The sequence below is a fragment of the Streptomyces sp. NPDC048504 genome, from assembly GCF_043200035.1.
GTDB lineage: Bacteria > Actinomycetota > Actinomycetes > Streptomycetales > Streptomycetaceae > Streptomyces.
On sequence record NZ_JBICXA010000001.1, the window covers coordinates 643,214 to 660,610 of the forward strand.

Genomic DNA, 17,397 nt, shown 5'->3' on the forward strand with positions numbered 1-17,397 from the left:
CGTGACCGCTGTGCAGACCCCCGAGAGGATCGAGCTGGGAAAGTTCTTCCAGGTCTCGGTCCGGCAGTTCGACGCTGACCAGGCCGCACCCGAGATGTTCTCGGCCGCCATCGACGCGGAGTGGCACCGGCTCCTGAACGACCCCGAGTACGCGACGTTCTGCACGGCGAACGTTGGTCGGCTGATCAACCACGTCGAGAACACCGGATACGGTCGGATCTCCTGGGTCGACGCCTACGAGGAGATGTTCGGCCAGCTGCCCGAGATGTGGTTCACGGACGCCGAGGGGGTACTCGACGAGCGGGCCCTGGCGCGTTACCGCGAGACCGGTGAGGTGTGGGCGGAGTGGGACTGCAGCCCCATCCCCGGCGACGGCGGCGACGTGGCGCCGAAGATCTCGGAGGCCGCGGCCGGATGACGACCGGCCCCGTTACAGGAGCGCCCCGGTCCCCCGCCGGGGCGCTCCGCCTGGTCGAGGCGCGCACCACGAGTCCGTGCACCGTGGACATCGCGGACTACTCGGAATCGGTGTCGGCTCACTGTCCGTACCTCGCGCCTTCCTTGCGGCATGGCCTGACGGCGTGGACGGTGTACGAGATCGCTGGCAGCGATCCTGAGTCTGTTGAGGCCGGCCTGTTCCATGCGGGCATGCAGGCCGCGGAGTGGGTCCGTCCGCTCGCGGCTCGTCCTCGCGGCGCTCCCGTGTGTGAGAACGTCGTGATCTTGGGAGACATCGACGGAGTCGATCACCGCGAGTTGATGGCGTGGCCGCACTGGGCATTGAAGAACCTGTACGGGCCCGTCGGAGTCATGTTCGGGAAGTTCCAGAGAGGCGAGGAACGGCTCGACCGAGGAGGCTGCCCGATCCCGCCTCCGCCGTGCTCGTTCCTCCCGGTACGCCCTGCCGTGCGAACCCGGGATCCTCAGTTCCTGAAGGAAACACCCGTTCTCGCGGATGCGCTCTCCGTCGCGGTAGACGATGGGCGTGATGTCTTCGAGCAGCTCCCACACGATTGGCAGGCGGTAAAGGCATGGTCGCGTTCCCTCCCTGTCCCCGTGAGGCCCTCGCAGCCGCAGAAGCCGCCTGCGGTGGCACTATCGAGCTGAAGGAACTGACCAACCGGCGGGGCTCCGCGGTCTGGAAGGCCACCGGCCCTGCGGGCACGGCTGCGGTGAAGATCGGGTACGACGACGGCGCGGTTGTCACGCTGCGAGAGGCGGCTGCCCTGGCCGCTATGGACCACACTGGCTATGGGGCAGTCTCCGGTTCGAACGACGGCGGTTCGTGGCTCGTCACGCCCTGGTTCAGCGGACCTTCCACGTGGAAGGTCTTCACTCCCGTCCGCGAAGGTACAGGCGACCGTGAGACGGCTCTTCGTGGCGGCGCTGAGTTGTGTCGATCAGTCGCCGACCTGCATGCCTCCGGATGGATTCACGCTGATCTCCAGCCCTCCCACGGTGTCCACACCCCAGATGGCGTCCGGTTGATCGACTTCGCCTGGTCTTGGCGTGAGGGCCAGGAGCCGGTGAACGGCTTTCGCGGTGGCATCGTCCACCTCATGGCCCCGGAACTCGCTGCCGCTGTCGCGCGTGAAGACGGTCCGGTGACGCCAACGCGCCGCAGTGACACATACGCACTGGCAGGGGTTCTGTGGACCTGTGCCGCAGGAGGGTGGCCGCTGGACTACAAGGCCGCGGGCATTGACCGGCAGGCCGCAGGTCCCGACGGAGTACGGGACGCCATCGCGACCGGCCGTGTTCCCTTGAAGCCAGACGTATGGCCCGAGTTCCAGGATGCCCTCCGGACGGCGCTCTCCGCCGTACCAGAGGACCGACCTACAGCCGGCGAGCTGGCCGAACTCCTGCTCAAGGTTGAGGTGTGATCTCGCTGCGCGAGCTGAGCCTGGGCGACGCACCTGCGCTCCAGCGCATCTACAGCGACGCCTCCGTACGGTACCTCCCGCGGATGGCCATGACCGCCGAGAGCGCTGCCTCCTGGCTGGCTGATCACGTAGTCGAACGTCACGCGACTACACGGACGATGTACTGCTTCGGCATCGATCACGCGGATGACCTGGTCGGCGTGATCAAGCTGCGTCCTGACCGGACATCAGCGGCGCTCAGCTACATCCTCCGGCACGACGTCTGGGGGCACGGGTACGCCACCAAGGCGGTGGCGCTCGTGCTCGACTTCGCTTCCTCCGCCCTCGGCTTGGCTTCGGTTGACGCCAAGCACCACCCTGATAACCACACCTCCGGGCGGGTGTTGATCAAGTCCGGCTTCACCTGCACTGGTCGCTCTGGAGCGGCCGTCACGTACATCAGGCACTTCGCCTCGTGCGATTCGATGTCCTCAGGAGCGTCGGCAAACGCGTCCAACACGAGGAGGGTGGCTGACCACGGGCAGGACACGGATACGGTCAGAGCACGCGCGTAGGCGTTGTCTGCGCGTGAATCCGATCGCGGCGGCGACTCCGGGCCGTACATCGCTTTCTACGGCGATGGTGCCGCGGCCCGAGGGCGGTCTGCCCTTGCGAAGTCGTTGAGAGTGGGGAGTGCTCACGTGGCGCCACGTGCTTCGGAAGGGCACCCCGATGGCCAAGGGCTGGACCACCTTGGCGGTCGAAGGGTGCTCACGGCGGAGCTGGTGCGTGATGCCCGGCGGCAGGTGCGAAACGGGGCCTCAGTAGATCGTCTTGCGCGTGCGATCGGTGTGAGCAGCAGAGCGCTCTCGAAGGCGGTGTACGGCGCCACCTGGCGCCGAGTGGACGATCCACCGCCGATCAGCCGGCCCCAGCCTGCTGATCCAGATCATCCCAGCCCCACGGTTTTGAATGAAGATCATGTGCGTGTGCTGAGGCGCGAGCACGCCAGTGGCGCGTCGGTGCGCTATCTCGCAACGAGAAATGGCCTTCCCTACAACACCGTTCATGATGCGATCCGCGGCGTCACCTGGGCACACGTCGATGAACAGGCGCCCGAGGAGATTCCCGGGGAGCCGCGCCGCCCAGGCGTGCTCCTGACTGTGGCGACCGTAGGAGAGATGCGGCGGGCGCATGCCGGCGGTGCTTCTTTGCGGTCACTCGCTGACAAGTTTCATCTGGAGTACGCGACGGTTCGAGCGGCCGTACAAGGCGCGACCTGGCGGCACCTCACCGATCCGCCTCCTGTACCGGCCGCCGGACGAGGTGGGCGACATGCGCTCACCAATGAACAGGAAGCTGATCTCGCGCGGATGCGCGAGCAGAGTGGGGCAACGTACGCCCAACTCGGCGCTGTGTTCGGAGTCAGCGAGGCCACGGCCTGGCACGTATGCGAACGTCGCCGTCGCTCAGTCCCAGACTGAACGCGCACGGGCTCGTTCGCGGTGCGTGGAGGAATCTTGTGGCGCACGAGATCCCCGAGGAGGAGCGGCGAGACGCTCCGACAGGTGCGATCGAGCAGCCGTTGGGAATCGGTAGGCTTACGAACATGTCTACAGCCTCCACGCGCGTGCGTTTCGCCCCGTCCCCGACTGGAATGTTCCACGTTGGCGGGGCCCGGTCGGCTCTCTACAACTGGGCCGTCGCACGACAGTCGGGAGGCAAGTTCGTCCTGCGCATCGAGGACACCGACGCGGCCCGCAACAAGCCCGAGTGGATCGACGGGATCATCAGCGCGCTCGCGTCTATTGGGATCTCCAAGGACGACCCCGCATTCGAGGGCCCCTACTTCCAGTCGCAGAACGCCGACCGGCACAACGAGGCCGCGCAGCAGCTCTACGCTCAGGGCCGCGCGTACTACTGCGACTGCACCCGTGAGCAGGTGCAGGAGCGGACCGGCTCCCAGCACCTCGGCTACGACGGTTTCTGCCGGGACCGGGGCCTGGAGTACGTCGAGGGCCGGGCGTTGCGGTTCAGCACGCCCACCGAGGGCGAGACGGTCGTCGTGGACCTGATCCGCGGTGAGCCGTCCTTCCCGAATTCGGCGATCGAGGACTTCGTCATCGCCCGCGGCGACGGCTCGCCGGTCTTCCTGATCGCCAACGTCGTCGACGACCTCGACGAGGGGATCACCCTGGTCATCCGCGGCGACGAGCACCTGTCGAACACGCCGAAGCAGCAGTTGCTGTGGGAGGCGCTCGGCGCGAAGCCCCCGGTGTGGGCGCACCTGCCGGTGATCGTGAACGAGAAGCGGCAGAAGCTGTCCAAGCGTCGCGACAAGGTCGCCCTTGAGGACTATCTCGCCGAGGGCTTCCTGCCCGAGGCGATGACGAACTATCTGATGCTGCTGGGCTGGGGCCCCGGAGACGACGTCGAGCTCCTCCCATACGAGGAGTTGGAGCAGAAGTTCCGAGTCGAGGACGTGAACACCTCCCCGGCCTTCTTTGACATCAAAAAGCTGACCGCGTTCAACGGCGAGTACATCCGCGCGCTGCCGTTGGAGAAGTTCATCGAGGCCTGCGAGCCGTGGCTGCGTGCCCCGTACGCCAACTGGGCACCCGAGGACTTCGATCAGGCCGCCTGGGAAGCCGTCGCTCCGCACGCTCAGACCCGCGTGGCTGTCCTGTCGGACATCACGGCCAACGTCGACTTCCTGTTCCTGAAGGAGCCGGTGGAGGACGAGGCGTCCTGGGACAAGGCGATGAAGGGCGACCCGGCGGCCCTCCTGACCACGGCCCGCGCCAAGCTGGAGACGGCCGACTGGACCAGCCCCGAGTCCCTCAAGGCGGCGGTCCTGGCCGCAGGCGAGGAGCACAGCCTCAAGCTGGGCAAGGCCCAAGCCCCGGTGCGTGTCGCCGTCACAGGCCGCACGGTCGGACTGCCCCTCTTCGAGTCCCTGGAAGTCCTCGGCAAGGACCGCACGCTGGCCCGGATCGACGCAGCCCTGACGAAGCTCGCGGGCTGATCACCTCGTGATCAAGGTCCCGTCGCCTGTGTGAGGAGGCGGGACCAGGCGTTGTGGAAGTACGCCGTGTCAAAGCGGGCCAGCGTCTCGTACACGGCCTTCGACTCGTCCGGCGCTGTGACCGCCCGCTCCCGTATCTGTTGGGCCAGCCGATCCAGATCCGGGGACGGCTGTGTGGCGAGGTTCGCGAGGTCTCCGAGGCCAGCGATCGGCCGGATCAGGCAGGGCACGCCGAGGAGCAGCGCCTCCGCAGCGCACCGGCTCCACCCTTCCTGCATTCGCGGCGTGAAGACCCCGACGTCGCAGGCCCGCAGAAGTTCCAAGTACTGGGGGCGCGGCAGGTCGAAGTGGCGCCCCGGGGAGCCGACGGTGTTGCTGCCGGTCGTCACGAGGTGGAGTCCAGGCGTGTCCTCGATGGCGCCGGCGACCGTGTCGATGCCCTTCCAGTGCACGGCTTTGCCCGCATACACGGAGATCTCATCCTGCGGGAGGCCAAGCCGGGCCTTGCAGTCGGCTGGGTCCATGGCGCGTACCTTGTCGATCTCGGTGAGGTCGAAGGCGTTGTAGATCACCTGGACGTTGCGCACGCCGCGGGCCCGGAGAAAGGCCGCCCAGAAGGGGGCGACGCATACGACCGCGCGGCATTGGGCCAGGGTCGTGAAGAGTCTTCGCCACAGCAGCGGTTCGACGGGCCAGGAGTCGAACTGCAGCGGCTCGTAGTGGTGGAAGACGAAGACGGTCCGGGCCCGCATCTCCGGCGTGAACAGCAGGATGCTGAGGTCGTCCCATAGGAATGTGCCCGGCTCGGTCTTGAGGTCGCGGATGTGAGGTGCAAGGCGGGCGAGGTGCCGCAGCTTCCGTCCCCGACGGACGGCGTACGTCCGTTTGTAGTCCGGCACCGTGCGCCAGTCGATCCGGTCGGCGGTGACCTCGTGGATCATACGGAGGTAGACGCGGCCTCCGGTACGGCCTTGTGGCGACAGGGAGTGGATGACCGGCTTCATGTGGCCGTCTCCGCTTCCGCGTGCCGCTGATGCTCGGTGGTGAGCAACTCGTACGCAGCCCGCAGCGGCGCACTCACGTCGCGGGATCCAGCGGCGAGCGGCAGGTAGGTGCGGGTCAGGCTGTCGAGGAAGCGTGCCCGGCGGGCTGGGTCCGGCGAGTGTCGCAGGTCCCGCAGATTGTCGATGCGGTCGGCGAGACGGACGAGCAACTCGTCCGAGCCGAGAGTCAGGATCTTGCTGTGCCAGGCGTCGGCGTCCTGCGGCTGCTTGGGGCGGCGCTCCAGGCGGTGGTCGGGGGTCATGGAGCGCAGCTGCTGGACGAAGGCTCCGCCTAGGCCGGATTCGATGAGAGGCTCGGCCGACGGGGAGATCTCCAACGCGTCGTGCAGCAGACCGAGGGTGAGCAAGTCGGGGTCGGTGACCCCGAGTTCGTCCCTGAGGATGGCCACGACGCGCACCGGGTGGTTGATGTAGGGCGTGCCCTGGTCTCGGACATGACCGGCGTAGATCATTGTGGCGAGGGACGTGGCGTGCCGGCCTCGCTCGCGATCGAGCTCCGGCCAGTCCTCGAAGCCGAGTTCGTCCGTCACAGCGGGGGTGTTGGTCATGAGCGATCCGTTCCGGAGGCGGCCGACAGGACTGTGTCGATCCGCACGTGCGGAGCGAGGACCAGCGTGTCCTCGACAACCAGGGCGTCGAGGCCGAGCTCGATCGCAGCGTCAACGGCCTGTTCGGCGGTGCGGAGGATGGGGGTCCCCTTGAAGTTCAGGGAGGTGTTGAGGAGCACGGGCACGCCGGTGAGCCGGTGGAACTCCTCCAGGAGCGGGCGGACTCCCGAGTGGCTGCGGCTCACGGTCTGCAGGCGGGCGGTTCCGTCGTGGTGAACCACCGCGGGCATGCGGTCGGACTTGCAGTGCCGTGCGCGTACGACGCGGTTCATGAAGGGGTCGGCGTTTCCGAGGAACCAGGCGCTGGCTTCCTCGGCGAGCGCCAACGGCGCCAGCGGGCGGAAGCCAGCTCGCTGCTTGAGGGCGTTCAGCCGGGTCTTCGTGGCTTCCTTGCCGGGGTGGGCGAGAATCGAACGGTGACCGAGGGCCCTCGGTCCGAACTCCATGCCGCCCCGCACCCAGCCGACGATGTGGTGGTCCGAGAGGAGTGCGGCGACCGTGGGGACCAGCCGGTCGCCGAGGCCGGAGATGCCGCGGTAGCCGCCCGCGAGAGCACCGTCGGGCAGGGCACCGGGGAGTGGACCCCAGTCGGCGTCCTCCGGTGTCGGCAGGAGCGGCTGCCCGAGGACGTAGTTCCAGGCGTAGAGGGCGGCGCCGACCGCGGTGCCAGCATCGTGCGGCGCGGGGGCGACGAACAGGTTCTCGAAGCCGGACTGCTCGGCGAGCGTTCCGTTGAGATGGGAGTTCAGGGCGCAGCCGCCGGAGAAGACCAGCGTGCGGGCGATCGTGAGATGCCGCAGGTGGCGGGCCACGTGGACGACTGCTTCGGCGAAGACCCTCTGGGCTGCCGCGGCCAGGTCAGCGCGTGCGTCCAGTGGCTTCGAGTCGGCGGACTGCGCGGTCCACACGGCGTCTTCGACCTGGAGTGGGGTGTCGGGGTCGTACGAGCCCCACGGTGCCGCGATGTGCACATGCCCGTCGTCGCCGAGATGGACGAGGTCGCGGAGTTCCTTGTAGTAGCGGTCCGGGTCGCCGAACGCGGCGAGGGCCATCATGCTGCCCTCGGCCTCGTTGCCCGGCGGGATCACTCGGAGCGCGAGGTTGCGGTAGAAGTGGCCGAGTGAGGGGTGGACGCGCGCGGGTCCGGACGGGCCGGGGGCGATGGTCGGTGTGACCTGGTGGATGCGGTCGATGTGGTTCGGGCTCAGGTCGTAGCCGGTGATCCGTTCGCGTCCGGTCGAGATGTCCGCGCCGAGGGCGGAGCCACCCGCGTCGATGACGAGTCCGGCCGCGTGCTCCTCACCGGAGAGCAGGTAGCCGGCGAGGACGTGCGCCGTGTGGTGGGAGATGAGCTTCAGCCGCTTCCCGAGTGCCTCGGGGAGCATGGTGGCGAGTTCAGCCTGTTCGGTGGACACCCAGGATCCGTGCCGGGGGGTGGGCCGCATGGACGGGGTCCACACGTGGTCGATGTCGTCGATGGTGATGCCGGCGGATCGCAGGCACCAGTCGAGCGCACGGGTGGGGGCGGTGAGGATGGTCTCGCGCGTGGTGCGGTTGTGCTTGATGCCGCTCCATCGCTCCTCCTCGGCGGCGTGGATACGGCCGTTGACGATAAGGCAGGCGGACGTGTCGTGGTGGAAGTTCAGGCCGAGCACAGCGGGCATGGGGACCTCCAGGCAGAGGGTGGTCAGACAGAAGCCGTGCGGCGGGTGGGAACGGCTGGGGCGGGGACGACCTGGAGACCCGAGTCCCTGTACTCGTGGCACTTCAGGCAGAAGTCGTAGTGCTGGCGGCGGGGAGCGAAGACCTTGGCGGCGAAGTCGTCGTCCCAGACCGTGAACTCGCTGTCGTTCTTGGCCATGGCGTTGAAACACCGGTAGCAGTCGCCATCGACTTCGACCATCAGGTGCTGGTCGACGTTGCGGTCGCAGAGTCCGCCGAGATCGTTGGCCGGCTGGCCGACGTCGATGTGGTGGACGTGGTTGGTGACATGGATGGCTCCGTGCTCGTCGCACAGCGCGGCCAACTGCTTGAGGCGCTCCGGGGCGATGGCCTCCAGCACGCTGTTGATGACGACCGTCTTTCCGGCCTCCCGGAGCACCGGGATGACGGCGCGGACTTCGTCGTAGTTGTCGTGTTCCTCGTCGCAGCCGATGAGGACCTGGTCGTAGTGCGCGAGGGCCGCCCCGAGGATGCGGTCGTTGCGGGCGAGGGTGATCGCGTTGGAACCGAGCACCATGACTTGGTCCGGGAAACGGTCACGAGCCAGGGCGCTGAGCCCGCTGAAGTCGCGGTGCACTGTGGGTTCGCCACCGTTGATGTGCAGCTGACGGAACGGGATCTGTTCAAGGCGGTCGAGGACCTGGGCGAACGTGTCCATCGGCATGTTCTCGCCCTGGCCGCCTTCGGCGAAGATGCAGAAGTCGCAGTGGCGGTTGCACTTCGTCGTGATCTTGATCTTCGCGGTCTTGAGGGTCCTTTGTGCACCGGACAGCACGGAGGACGACGTCATGGAGAGCCCCCTTTGGTCACATGGAGTGGGCGGAGAGGAAGTCTTCGACGACGGAGCGGTGACGACCCCACAGGGCGAGGAGGTCGTGAAGAGTGCTCGCCGTGGTCGGGCCTGGTGGCAGAAGCGCCGTCATGGCCTCCGCGAGCGTCGCGTCGTCACGGGAGAGCCGGTCGGTGAGGCGGGTCAAGGTGTTCCGAGCGGAACGGAGTTCCTTCTCCTCGCGAGCGATCAGGTAGCCGGTCGCGGTCTCCGGCGGGGGGCCCAGGTAGTAGATCCAGCGTGCGACGCGTACGCGGAGCATGCCCGCTGTCGTGGTCCAGGCCGCCTCGTCCGTCCCCGCCCCCTCCGGCAACGGCCTGGGGGCTGGTGTGCGGCGAAGTACGGCGTCCACGGCCGCGTGGGCCGTGCGCAGCATCTGCGTGGGAGAAGGCTCCGGATCTGAGGTGGCGGAAGACAGGCGGAGGAACTCCTCCGCACGGGATTCGAGTTCGCCGGGGTGCCACTGATTGAGGGCCGCGGTCTTTCCGGGGCAGCGGGTACGTGTGGCGAGGGCCGCGGACGCGAACCAGCACGGTGCCACGTAGTGCCAGGCGACGCAGTGCCTTCGGTAGCTGTCGAGATCATGATGGACGTTCTCGGTGCTGTCCTTTTCGAGCTGGTAGCGGCCTCCGATTCGTGCGTCGAGGATCCCGCGATAGAACCTCTCGTCTGCACGACTCCACGGCATCATCTGCGCACGGGATTTCCACCTCTGGAGAGTGGTCGTGTTGCCCGTGGCCAGGCTCCAGGTGGAGATTTCAGCCGGAGAGACGAGGTTCCGGTCGAGCTCACTGGCGGTGAACGCGAATCCGGGCGGATGTTCCAGCAGCCGGCTGTGGGCCGGGTCCAGGAGCACCGTTTGGTGATGGGCGGCGGCCAGTTGCTCGTTCCATTCCCACCACGACTCCGGGGTCTGTTCGAGGATGACGCGGATGTCGATGTCCGAGTGCGGTGCGATGAGGTCGCCGGCCTGCCACTTGTGCGTGAGCATGCCTGCCGCGACACCTTGGGCGGCTAGCTGCTCGGCGTAGAGGACACCGAGTTGCGCGTATGACGTGGTGGAGCGGGCCGTGGTCACTCGCTCTCCCCATCGGATCGGCGGAGCGAGCAGGCGCCGCCCGTACCGCTGCCCACGGGAAGAAGCGGAAGTACCGCCACGCCCTGCGGCCGCTCCATGCGATCCCAGCGCAGGTCGTAGTCGACGTAGTGGAAGCCCTGCCAGGCTTCGTTGCCGTCGCGTTCGAGCATGGCGCGGAAGAGGTGGGCGTAGGCGTCGGGCATGGTGCCATCCGCGAGGTGCGGCTTCAGGGGGATGTCGCGGTTGTGGAGGATGCAGGGCCGGGCGATGCCGGTGGGTGTGATCTTGATGCGGTTGGCGTCGGAGCAGGTGGCGCAGGAGGAGTTGGAGATGAACCCGATGGAGCCCGCCCAGCCGGACGGCTGCAGGTACCGTCCCGGGCTTCGTACCCCCAGCTCGGTCCGGGAGATCTCGCCGGCCTTCTCGAACCAGGCGTGGAGGCGTTCGCGGACCTCCGCTTCGGGCACGAATTCGGTGGGGAACAGCGCCTCCGCCGGTCCGATGCGCTGCAGCTCGATCAGCCGTACGGCGATGGGGAGTTGCTTGGCGAGTTCGGCGACGCCGAAGGCGTCCTCCAGGTAGGAGCGCTGGAGCACACAGTTGATCTTGACCTTGAGGCCGAGTTCCAGTGCCCGGTCGATCGTGGCACGGGAGACACGCGGATCGCCGCCGCCCATGATCTCGGAGGATCGCGAGGGATCCAGGCTGTGCAGGCTGATGTTCAGGTACGTGAGACCGGCGTCGTGCAGCGCGTCCACCGTCAGGCCGCGACGCAGGTTGCCATGGCTGGTCATGCCGACGGTCGCCTTCTCACCGAGTCCTTCGGAGAGCGCCCCGATGATGTCGAGGATGTCGGCACGCAGCGTCGGCTCCCCGCCTGAGCAGTGCGCCTTGCGGATGCCCCAGAGCCCTGCCTCGTTCGCGATGCCCGCGTAGTTGGAGACGGTGAGCGTCTTGTCCTTGTGTCCGTAGTCGGGCATGCACCGCGGTTTGCAGAAGACGCAGTCGAGATTGCAGATCGAGTTGAGCGTGAACGCCAGGTAGGGATGGTTCCGGCCCGTCTCGGCGAACTGCCGCAACAGGTCGGCCTTGGACGGCTGCTTCTCAGTGATCACAGGGCCCTCCGTTGGTTGGGGTGACAGCACCGTTGAGGGGCTGGTTGGAGAGGAAAAGCCGAAGGTTGTCGTGGAAGAAGGCGACCGCCTGGTCCATGTACGCGTGGCTGAAGACCGCGCTCTTCGGCGTGAGCACGATCCGCGGATGGTGGCGGAGCGGGTCGTCGAGCTCGGGGGGCTTGTGTGGCTGTACGTCGAGTGCGGCACCAGCCAGCCGGTCGTGGTCCAGGGCGTCGAGGAGCGCGTCGTGGTCGACGGTGCTGGCCCGCCCCAGGTTGATGAAGACCGCCCCGGGACCGCATGCCTTGAAGGTGGTCTCATCGAAGAACCCGCGGGTCCCGTCAGTGGCGGGCAGCAGGTTGACGATGGCCCGCGAGCGCGCGAGCGCTTCGTGAGCACGATGCGCGGGTACCCATTCGATCCCGCCGGGTTCAGGGGGAGGAGGCTCGCGTCGTACGCCGATGACGTGCATGCCGAGGGCCTGTGCGACCTCGGCGAGGCGGATGCCGACAGAGCCGCAGCCGACGATCGTGAGGGACTGTCCGTACAGGTCGAAGAAGCTGGCGGCGAGGTCGTCCTTCCACCAGACGGACCGGGCCTGAAGTCTGCTGCTTTCGAACAGGCCACGTGAGAAGCCGAGGAGCAGCCCGATCGCGTGCTCCGTCATCGGCTGACCGTGGTAGCCATACCCGCGCGTGAGCGTGATGCCCGCAGCATCGAGCGCGGCGACGGGCCAGTGATCGACGCCCGCGGACGGGGTGGCCGTCCAGCGCAGCTGTGTCGGGGCTTTCAGCCATTCCGTGTCGAAGGCCCAGCCGAGATAGACATCCGCAGCGCGGATCTCGACGGGGACGTCGTGCTCCTCGGCGAGCCGGAAGCGGACGCCCGGGAACGCGGACCGTAGTTGTTCCGCATGCCGGCCGGATAACTGCCAGAAGGAATAAGGGGAGTTGAGGGATACCAGCACGGTGGTTGTCACGCTCAACCCCTCTCGGCGGAGCTGAGCGCCATCGCCCAAGGGGCGTACTGGCGCAGATAGGAGCGGATCGTGGTCTCGTAGTCGTGCCGCGCCGCGAGCAGGGCCCCGCTGCGGGCACGCAACTGCTCACGCTCCCGGTCACTGATGTGAAGCGCCCGCCTGACCGCACGGGCGAGATCCACGGGGTCACGGACCTCCGCCGTGAATCCGGTCATCCCGTCGATGACGGTCTCCGTGAGTCCGCCAGCTCGCGTCGCGACCACCGGCGCCGCTCCCGATGCGAACGCTTCGAGCGGGATCCTCCCGAACGGCTCGGCACGGGAGGGCACCACGACGGTACGGAGGGCCGGGCTGCGCAGCCATGAGCGGTAATCAGGTGAGAACCGCGACAGAAACGTCGCGTCGATCTCGTAGTCACGGACCATCGCCCGGAGTCGCCGCTGGTGGTCGGTGAGGTCCTCCGAGTGTGTTGTGGGTGCGAGCAGAAGGTGCGGCAGCCGTGTTCCCCGCCTCTTGAGGAGGCGGAGGGCTTCCAACAGATCTTCGAAACCCTTGCTCTCCACCGCTCGACCCATGGCCAACATGAAGCCCGCCCTGGCCCGAGGCGGCAGTGGAGCGGAGGGGGCATCCTCGTGGTCACTGAGGAGCAGGCCGTTGGGGAGGTCGACGACCGCGTGCCGCGGGACGTCGTAGACCTGCTCAAGATGCCCGCGCATGTGGTGCGAGATCGCGGCGACGCGTGCGCCGTCGCTCACCGCGGCGGCCAACCCCTTGTGCTCCCACCTGATACGCCGTCGGTCCTCGGGCGAGGCGAGTTCACTCGTTGACCGGGGCACGAGAAGGAGACCGAAAGGGGCGTCGATGCCTAGATGCAGCCCGAGACCGAGAAAGGGGATGTCCAAGCCGATCAGCTGAGCCATGGGCGCCCGAGCGAGATGCTCCCGTGCGACTCCGACTACGCGCTCACACAGGGACTCGCAGCCCGCGATGGAAGCGGTCGCCGCGCGACCGCCCGGAATCGGAACGACCTCGGCTTCAGCTTGCCGAAGGATCCGTTCCGTCTCCGCCACCCATGCCGGGTCGTAGCTCGGGTCGGAGCGGGGTACCTGTACGGGCATGACGAGGAGGCGCCCCGGGGGGAGTGCCCGGGTGAGCACCTTGAGGAAAGCGCGGTTGCTGAAGCCCGTGCCCGATGTGCAGCCGTAGTAGCCGTCGTGCAGCGCTACTGCGATCTTCGGTTGAGCCGTGGCTAAGGCCGGCCCGACGGCTTCCTCCGTGCCACTTTGCCGCTGAAGGGGAAACGCGTCGCCAATCGGAACGCGAATCACGCGCTCTGAACTGCCTTGATGGGTTGCCATGGGGGACGCCTCCAGTGCGGGATCGGGGGCTAGGGCAGGCGGAGTTGCCCGGGTCGCATAAGGGTGGTGTGATTCATCGGAAGCTCGTGCGACGGAGCGTGAAGAGACGATTCCACTGGGCGAGCTCGGCGAGCGGACAAAGTGTCCGTAGGAATTCGACGACAGACTCTTGACAGCAACAGCCCTCATTTGCCGGTGAGTTGACGGGCGCGAGCTCTGTGGCGTCGAGTCACGTCAGCAGTGGTTGCATCTCGGCCATCGTCGCGGCTCCGTTGTCCTCGGGCCCGAGCTCTCATGACACGCTCCTTCGGTCTTGCAACCCGAACGGCAGTCCTTCCGACTCCAGAACACCAGATGTACCGGTGCCGGGAGGAGGTGATAGATCGGTCAACTGGGTCAACTGAGAAGGGTGTTGCTCGATCTTGGTGACGCCTGGGAATGCCTGAGTGCGAGGTACGGACCGCGAGTAGGCCAGCCCGGGAGTGGTACGGCATGCCCAAGACACCCGAGAGGCGCAACGAGGTCCTGTCGGGCTGTCTGGACGAACTCGGCTGGAGCCCCAAGCTGCTCGCGCGCAAGCTGAACCGTGTGTTCGGGGTGGGAACCGTCGCCGAGTCCGCGCCGTACCACTGGCGGGACGCGGGGGCCGTTCCTCGTTCTCCCTTGCCGGCGATGGCGGTGTACGTCCTGTCGCAGGAACTGGGTCGCGTCATCTCCGTCGAACAGTTATGGCAGGGAAGAGCCGCGGATGCGCCCATGTTGATAGCCGCGGATGCGAGTCTGGGACATTCCTGGAACGTCAAAGGGCTCGGTCACATCGTGGAGGATTGGGTGATCGGCGGGTTGCTCGATCGGCGGCGCTTTCTGGCCATCTCGGGGTCCGGGCTGCTCGCCGCTGTTTCCCACTACCTGGACGGAACGGCCGGTCGAGGGGCGTTCAGCCCCAGAATCGCCGACCCGGGACATACGGACCCGCTCGTCACTCAGGTCGAGCAGAACCTCCCCTTGCTGCAGCTCCTCGACGACGAGAACGGCGGTGCTCGTCATCTTCCCTACGTCGGAGCTCAGTTCAGAGCGGTCGGGCTCCTGCTTCACGAAGGCGCTCATTCGGACACAGCCACCACGCGACTCATTCGCGCCTTGGCCGAGATCGGACAGCTCGCTGGCTGGATGGCGTTCGACTCAGCGGACCACGGTCTCGCCCAGCGGTACTTCGTCACCGCACTGCGCGCCGCACACCAGGTCAACGACCGTGCGCTGTGCGCCCACATCCTTGCCGACATGTCCTTCCAGGCGGCTACCCGCCAGCATCCCGCTGACGCGATCGCCCTGGGCGAGGCCGCTCGCCGGGCGAGCGAGGGAGGGACGGCAGGCGTGCGTGCTTCGGTGCTCTCGCGCCTGGCCCACGGATATGCGACGGCCGGTCGCGGTGCGGATTTTGAGCGGACAAGCGAACTGGCCCGTGAGCTGATCGAGGGGCGGACGGACACCACGCCCGAGCCTCGGTGGATGTACTTCCTGACTCCCAACCACCTGGAGTGTCAGGCCGGATACTCGTTGATCGGCCTGGGCCGCTCGAATCTGCACCAGGGAGGTCGCTCTGTCGGGCGGAGTTTCATACGCCGAGGAGAGGCGCTTCTGGAGACAGGGGCGCATGGCGTGGAGAGAGGCGATCCAAGTCAACGCAGGGCGCTCTTCGAAGGGGCATGGCTGGCCCTGGGGTACAGCGCCTCAGGCGAACTGGAACGGGCCTGCGACATCGCCAGAACGGCTGCTTCCAGGCTCACGACTGTGCGCTCGCCCCGAAGCGCCGCACTCCTTCGGCAACTGGCCGTCGAACTGCGTCGCAAGCAGCGAAACCCGCACGTCGGCACTTTCCTTCCCGAGCTCGAAGAGCAGCTAACGAAATACGCGGGTTCGGGCGCGGGACCTCCGGATACGGTCGGAGCATGACCACAACCGGCAAGATCGTCATTGTTGGCGGAGGCGTCACGGGTTTGACCACAGGGGTGGCACTACTCGAAGCAGGATTGCCCGTGCACCTGGTGACAGCAGAGATCCCAGGCCCGACGTCGGTCGCCGGGGGCGCGATGTGGGGCCCTTACCTAGTTGAACCGTGGTCGAAAGTACGGCGGTGGAGCCTTGTCTCGCTCGACGTCTTTCGAGGTTTGTCAGGCCACCCCGCAACCGGCGTTCGGATGGTCAGCGGCATCGAGGCCGCTCGGAATGCGATGTCCGCCCCCGAGTGGAGCACCTTGCTGCCCGACTTCCGTGAGTGCTCTCCTGGCGAACTGCCGACCGGGTTCGAGGGCGGCTATCGCTTCACGGTTCCCCTCATCGACATGCCCGTCTACCTCCAGTACCTTCTGCGGCGGTTCCGGGAGGCCGGCGGCACGGTGCGGCGGCGGTTCGTCAGTTCGCTCGACGAGATCGACGACGCTTCCGTGATCGTCAACTGCGCCGGGCTGGGCGCCGGCGATCTCGCCGCGGATGACGGTGTGCGACCGATTCGCGGCCAGCACGTGGTCGTGGAGAACCCCGGCATCACGGAGTTCTTCTCCGAGGACACGGGCTTGTCGCCGGATCTCGTCTGCATCTACCCGCACGGCGAGACGGTGGTTCTCGGGGGCACGGCGATCGACGGCGAGGCGAGTCTCCGGGAGGATCCGGTCGCGGCGAGAGCGATCGTCGAGCGATGTGCGGAGATCGATCCGCGGCTGGCGAAGGCCGCCATCGTCGCGCACCGAGTGGGAGCGCGGCCAACGCGCTCTGAGGTCCGTGTCGAGGCAGATGTCCACGGAGATGGGGTCCCGCTGCTCCATAACTACGGCCACGGAGGGACCGGCGTCACCCTCTCATGGGGTTGCGCGCGCGAGATCGTCGGGCTGGTGCCGTCCTGAAGCCAGCACTTGCTTCGAACTGCGGCATGCCGCTGGGCGTCCGGAGCCAGTTGCGTTCGAGGACACTCAGTCGGCCAGCACAGAACGGACGCGCCCAGACGTGGCAAGTCCGAGCAGCACCCTCAAGATCAAGCCAACTCCGGACTGGCCTGGAAATGAAGAGGGCGAGCACTGTGCATGTGGGCTTAGCATGCGTCGATGCGGCCAGAACTTGGACAGGTACTGCACTTCTCCGAGGATCCCACGATCACCCGCTTCGTCCCGCGCGTTTCTCCGACGTCGAAAGACTCCGGGGCCTTCGTCTGGGCCATCGACGCCGATCGAGCCCCCGACTACTGGTTCCCCAAGCAGTGTCCGCGGGCAATGGCATGGGTGACACCCGACACGTCTCCGTCGGACCGCGAGCGAATCATCGGCCCGGGCGGGGGCGACCGCGTACACGCGATCGAGTACGACTGGTTGGAGGAGATCCGAAACGTTCGCCTCTACGCATACCGGTTCGACTCCACGCTCTTCCGCCCCATTGGGGAGCCCGTCCCGCGCGCCCACGTCGCGGAGGAGCCCGTCGAGCCGCTGGGTCCCCCCGAGCCCGTCGGCGATCTTCTTGCCTTGCATGCCGAGGATGGCATCCAGCTACGGGTTCTGGACGTCTTGTGGCCATACTGGGAGGCCATCACCGCCAGCACCTGCGGGTTCAACGGCATCCGGCTGCGCAACTCCCTCGGGCACCCCGCGCACCAGCCCGAAGCCCGGCCGCGAACACTTCCCGGCCAAGTAGGTTCCACCGGAGCGGCCGTGGGCCGACAACGTGAGGGGAGTGCAGGACAACGCAGGGAGTCCTACCCCTGATTGCTTGG

At 67.1% G+C, this 17,397-nt stretch carries 16 protein-coding genes; 8 read left to right on the forward strand and 8 right to left on the reverse strand.

Going from position 1 to position 17,397, the window contains the following annotated elements; genetic code table 11:
* The first annotated feature begins 1 nt into the window (after window position 1).
* The 5 genes from ACGFY9_RS03000 to gltX all read left to right on the forward strand — a co-directional run bounded on the left by ACGFY9_RS03000 (window position 2) and on the right by gltX (window position 4,887).
* On the forward strand, window positions 2-418 hold the full coding sequence (locus ACGFY9_RS03000; RefSeq protein ID WP_393751317.1) for a hypothetical protein: 417 nt from the start codon (window positions 2-4) through the stop codon (window positions 416-418).
* Window positions 419-1,031: 613 nt separating this feature from the next.
* The gene (locus ACGFY9_RS03005; protein WP_393751319.1) at window positions 1,032-1,883 is read left to right on the forward strand and encodes a hypothetical protein; all 852 of its coding nucleotides are present in this window, start codon (window positions 1,032-1,034) and stop codon (window positions 1,881-1,883) included.
* Window positions 1,880-2,437 (forward strand): GNAT family N-acetyltransferase, encoded by a 558-nt coding sequence (locus ACGFY9_RS03010; RefSeq protein WP_393751321.1) that lies wholly within the window; start codon window positions 1,880-1,882, stop codon window positions 2,435-2,437. The genes ACGFY9_RS03005 and ACGFY9_RS03010 overlap by 4 nt, the downstream gene beginning before the upstream one ends.
* A 327-nt stretch (window positions 2,438-2,764) precedes the next feature.
* Entirely contained in the window at window positions 2,765-3,346 is a 582-nt protein-coding gene (locus ACGFY9_RS03015; RefSeq protein ID WP_393751323.1) for a hypothetical protein, read from the forward strand.
* A 173-nt stretch (window positions 3,347-3,519) separates the two neighbouring features.
* Complete coding sequence (gltX, locus tag ACGFY9_RS03020) at window positions 3,520-4,887, forward strand: glutamate--tRNA ligase (protein WP_393751774.1); 1,368 nt, start codon at window positions 3,520-3,522, stop codon at window positions 4,885-4,887.
* Between the two features lie 11 nt (window positions 4,888-4,898).
* Here the strand turns inward: gltX and ACGFY9_RS03025 are convergent, their stop codons facing one another.
* From ACGFY9_RS03025 to ACGFY9_RS03060, 8 genes are read right to left on the reverse strand one after another with little or no spacing between them, the layout of a single operon-like run.
* Window positions 4,899-5,891, reverse strand: a complete 993-nt coding sequence (locus ACGFY9_RS03025) for a glycosyltransferase (protein ID WP_393751325.1) — start codon at window positions 5,889-5,891, stop codon at window positions 4,899-4,901.
* Window positions 5,888-6,499, reverse strand: coding sequence for an HD domain-containing protein (locus ACGFY9_RS03030; protein ID WP_393751327.1), 612 nt, complete (start codon window positions 6,497-6,499; stop codon window positions 5,888-5,890). Before ACGFY9_RS03030 ends, ACGFY9_RS03025 begins: the two co-directional genes overlap by 4 nt.
* Window positions 6,496-8,223 carry a carbamoyltransferase C-terminal domain-containing protein gene (locus ACGFY9_RS03035; RefSeq protein WP_393751329.1) on the reverse strand — a complete coding sequence of 576 codons (1,728 nt, stop codon included), beginning with the start codon at window positions 8,221-8,223 and terminating at the stop codon, window positions 6,496-6,498. The genes ACGFY9_RS03030 and ACGFY9_RS03035 overlap by 4 nt, the downstream gene beginning before the upstream one ends.
* Before the next feature lie 23 nt (window positions 8,224-8,246).
* On the reverse strand, window positions 8,247-9,071 hold the full coding sequence (locus tag ACGFY9_RS03040; protein ID WP_393751331.1) for a radical SAM protein: 825 nt from the start codon (window positions 9,069-9,071) through the stop codon (window positions 8,247-8,249).
* A 16-nt stretch (window positions 9,072-9,087) separates the two neighbouring features.
* Complete coding sequence (locus ACGFY9_RS03045; RefSeq protein ID WP_393751333.1) at window positions 9,088-10,188, reverse strand: hypothetical protein; 1,101 nt, start codon at window positions 10,186-10,188, stop codon at window positions 9,088-9,090.
* Window positions 10,185-11,303: a radical SAM protein gene (locus tag ACGFY9_RS03050; protein WP_393751335.1), complete on the reverse strand. Its 1,119-nt coding sequence runs from the start codon at window positions 11,301-11,303 to the stop codon at window positions 10,185-10,187. The genes ACGFY9_RS03045 and ACGFY9_RS03050 overlap by 4 nt, the downstream gene beginning before the upstream one ends.
* Entirely contained in the window at window positions 11,293-12,282 is a 990-nt protein-coding gene (locus ACGFY9_RS03055; protein ID WP_393751337.1) for a D-2-hydroxyacid dehydrogenase, read from the reverse strand. Before ACGFY9_RS03055 ends, ACGFY9_RS03050 begins: the two co-directional genes overlap by 11 nt.
* 2 nt (window positions 12,283-12,284) lie before the next feature.
* The gene (locus ACGFY9_RS03060) at window positions 12,285-13,202 is read right to left on the reverse strand and encodes a glycosyltransferase family 4 protein (protein ID WP_393751339.1); all 918 of its coding nucleotides are present in this window, start codon (window positions 13,200-13,202) and stop codon (window positions 12,285-12,287) included.
* Between the two features lie 930 nt (window positions 13,203-14,132).
* On the opposite strand from ACGFY9_RS03060, the gene ACGFY9_RS03065 reads away from it, so the two are divergent.
* The 3 genes from ACGFY9_RS03065 to ACGFY9_RS03075 all read left to right on the forward strand — a co-directional run bounded on the left by ACGFY9_RS03065 (window position 14,133) and on the right by ACGFY9_RS03075 (window position 17,389).
* Entirely contained in the window at window positions 14,133-15,593 is a 1,461-nt protein-coding gene (locus ACGFY9_RS03065; RefSeq protein WP_393751341.1) for a carph-isopro domain-containing protein, read from the forward strand.
* The gene (locus ACGFY9_RS03070; protein WP_393751343.1) at window positions 15,590-16,540 is read left to right on the forward strand and encodes an FAD-dependent oxidoreductase; all 951 of its coding nucleotides are present in this window, start codon (window positions 15,590-15,592) and stop codon (window positions 16,538-16,540) included. The genes ACGFY9_RS03065 and ACGFY9_RS03070 overlap by 4 nt, the downstream gene beginning before the upstream one ends.
* A gap of 198 nt (window positions 16,541-16,738) precedes the next feature.
* Window positions 16,739-17,389: a DUF6886 family protein gene (locus ACGFY9_RS03075; protein ID WP_393751345.1), complete on the forward strand. Its 651-nt coding sequence runs from the start codon at window positions 16,739-16,741 to the stop codon at window positions 17,387-17,389.
* Window positions 17,390-17,397 lie beyond the last annotated feature (8 nt).

What these genes read in the sequence shown, in the direction of transcription:
- ACGFY9_RS03005 (WP_393751319.1), top strand. Translation starts at nt 1,032, where the DNA reads ATGGTCGCGTTCCCTCCCTGTCCCCGTGAGGCCCTCGCAGCCGCAGAA.
- gltX (WP_393751774.1), top strand. Translation starts at nt 3,520, where the DNA reads ATGTTCCACGTTGGCGGGGCCCGGTCGGCTCTCTACAACTGGGCCGTC.
- ACGFY9_RS03025 (WP_393751325.1), bottom strand. Translation starts at nt 5,891, where the DNA reads ATGAAGCCGGTCATCCACTCCCTGTCGCCACAAGGCCGTACCGGAGGC.
- ACGFY9_RS03030 (WP_393751327.1), bottom strand. Translation starts at nt 6,499, where the DNA reads ATGACCAACACCCCCGCTGTGACGGACGAACTCGGCTTCGAGGACTGG.
- ACGFY9_RS03035 (WP_393751329.1), bottom strand. Translation starts at nt 8,223, where the DNA reads ATGCCCGCTGTGCTCGGCCTGAACTTCCACCACGACACGTCCGCCTGC.
- ACGFY9_RS03040 (WP_393751331.1), bottom strand. Translation starts at nt 9,071, where the DNA reads ATGACGTCGTCCTCCGTGCTGTCCGGTGCACAAAGGACCCTCAAGACC.
- ACGFY9_RS03060 (WP_393751339.1), bottom strand. Translation starts at nt 13,202, where the DNA reads ATGGCTCAGCTGATCGGCTTGGACATCCCCTTTCTCGGTCTCGGGCTG.
- ACGFY9_RS03065 (WP_393751341.1), top strand. Translation starts at nt 14,133, where the DNA reads ATGCCCAAGACACCCGAGAGGCGCAACGAGGTCCTGTCGGGCTGTCTG.
- ACGFY9_RS03070 (WP_393751343.1), top strand. Translation starts at nt 15,590, where the DNA reads ATGACCACAACCGGCAAGATCGTCATTGTTGGCGGAGGCGTCACGGGT.
- ACGFY9_RS03075 (WP_393751345.1), top strand. Translation starts at nt 16,739, where the DNA reads ATGCGGCCAGAACTTGGACAGGTACTGCACTTCTCCGAGGATCCCACG.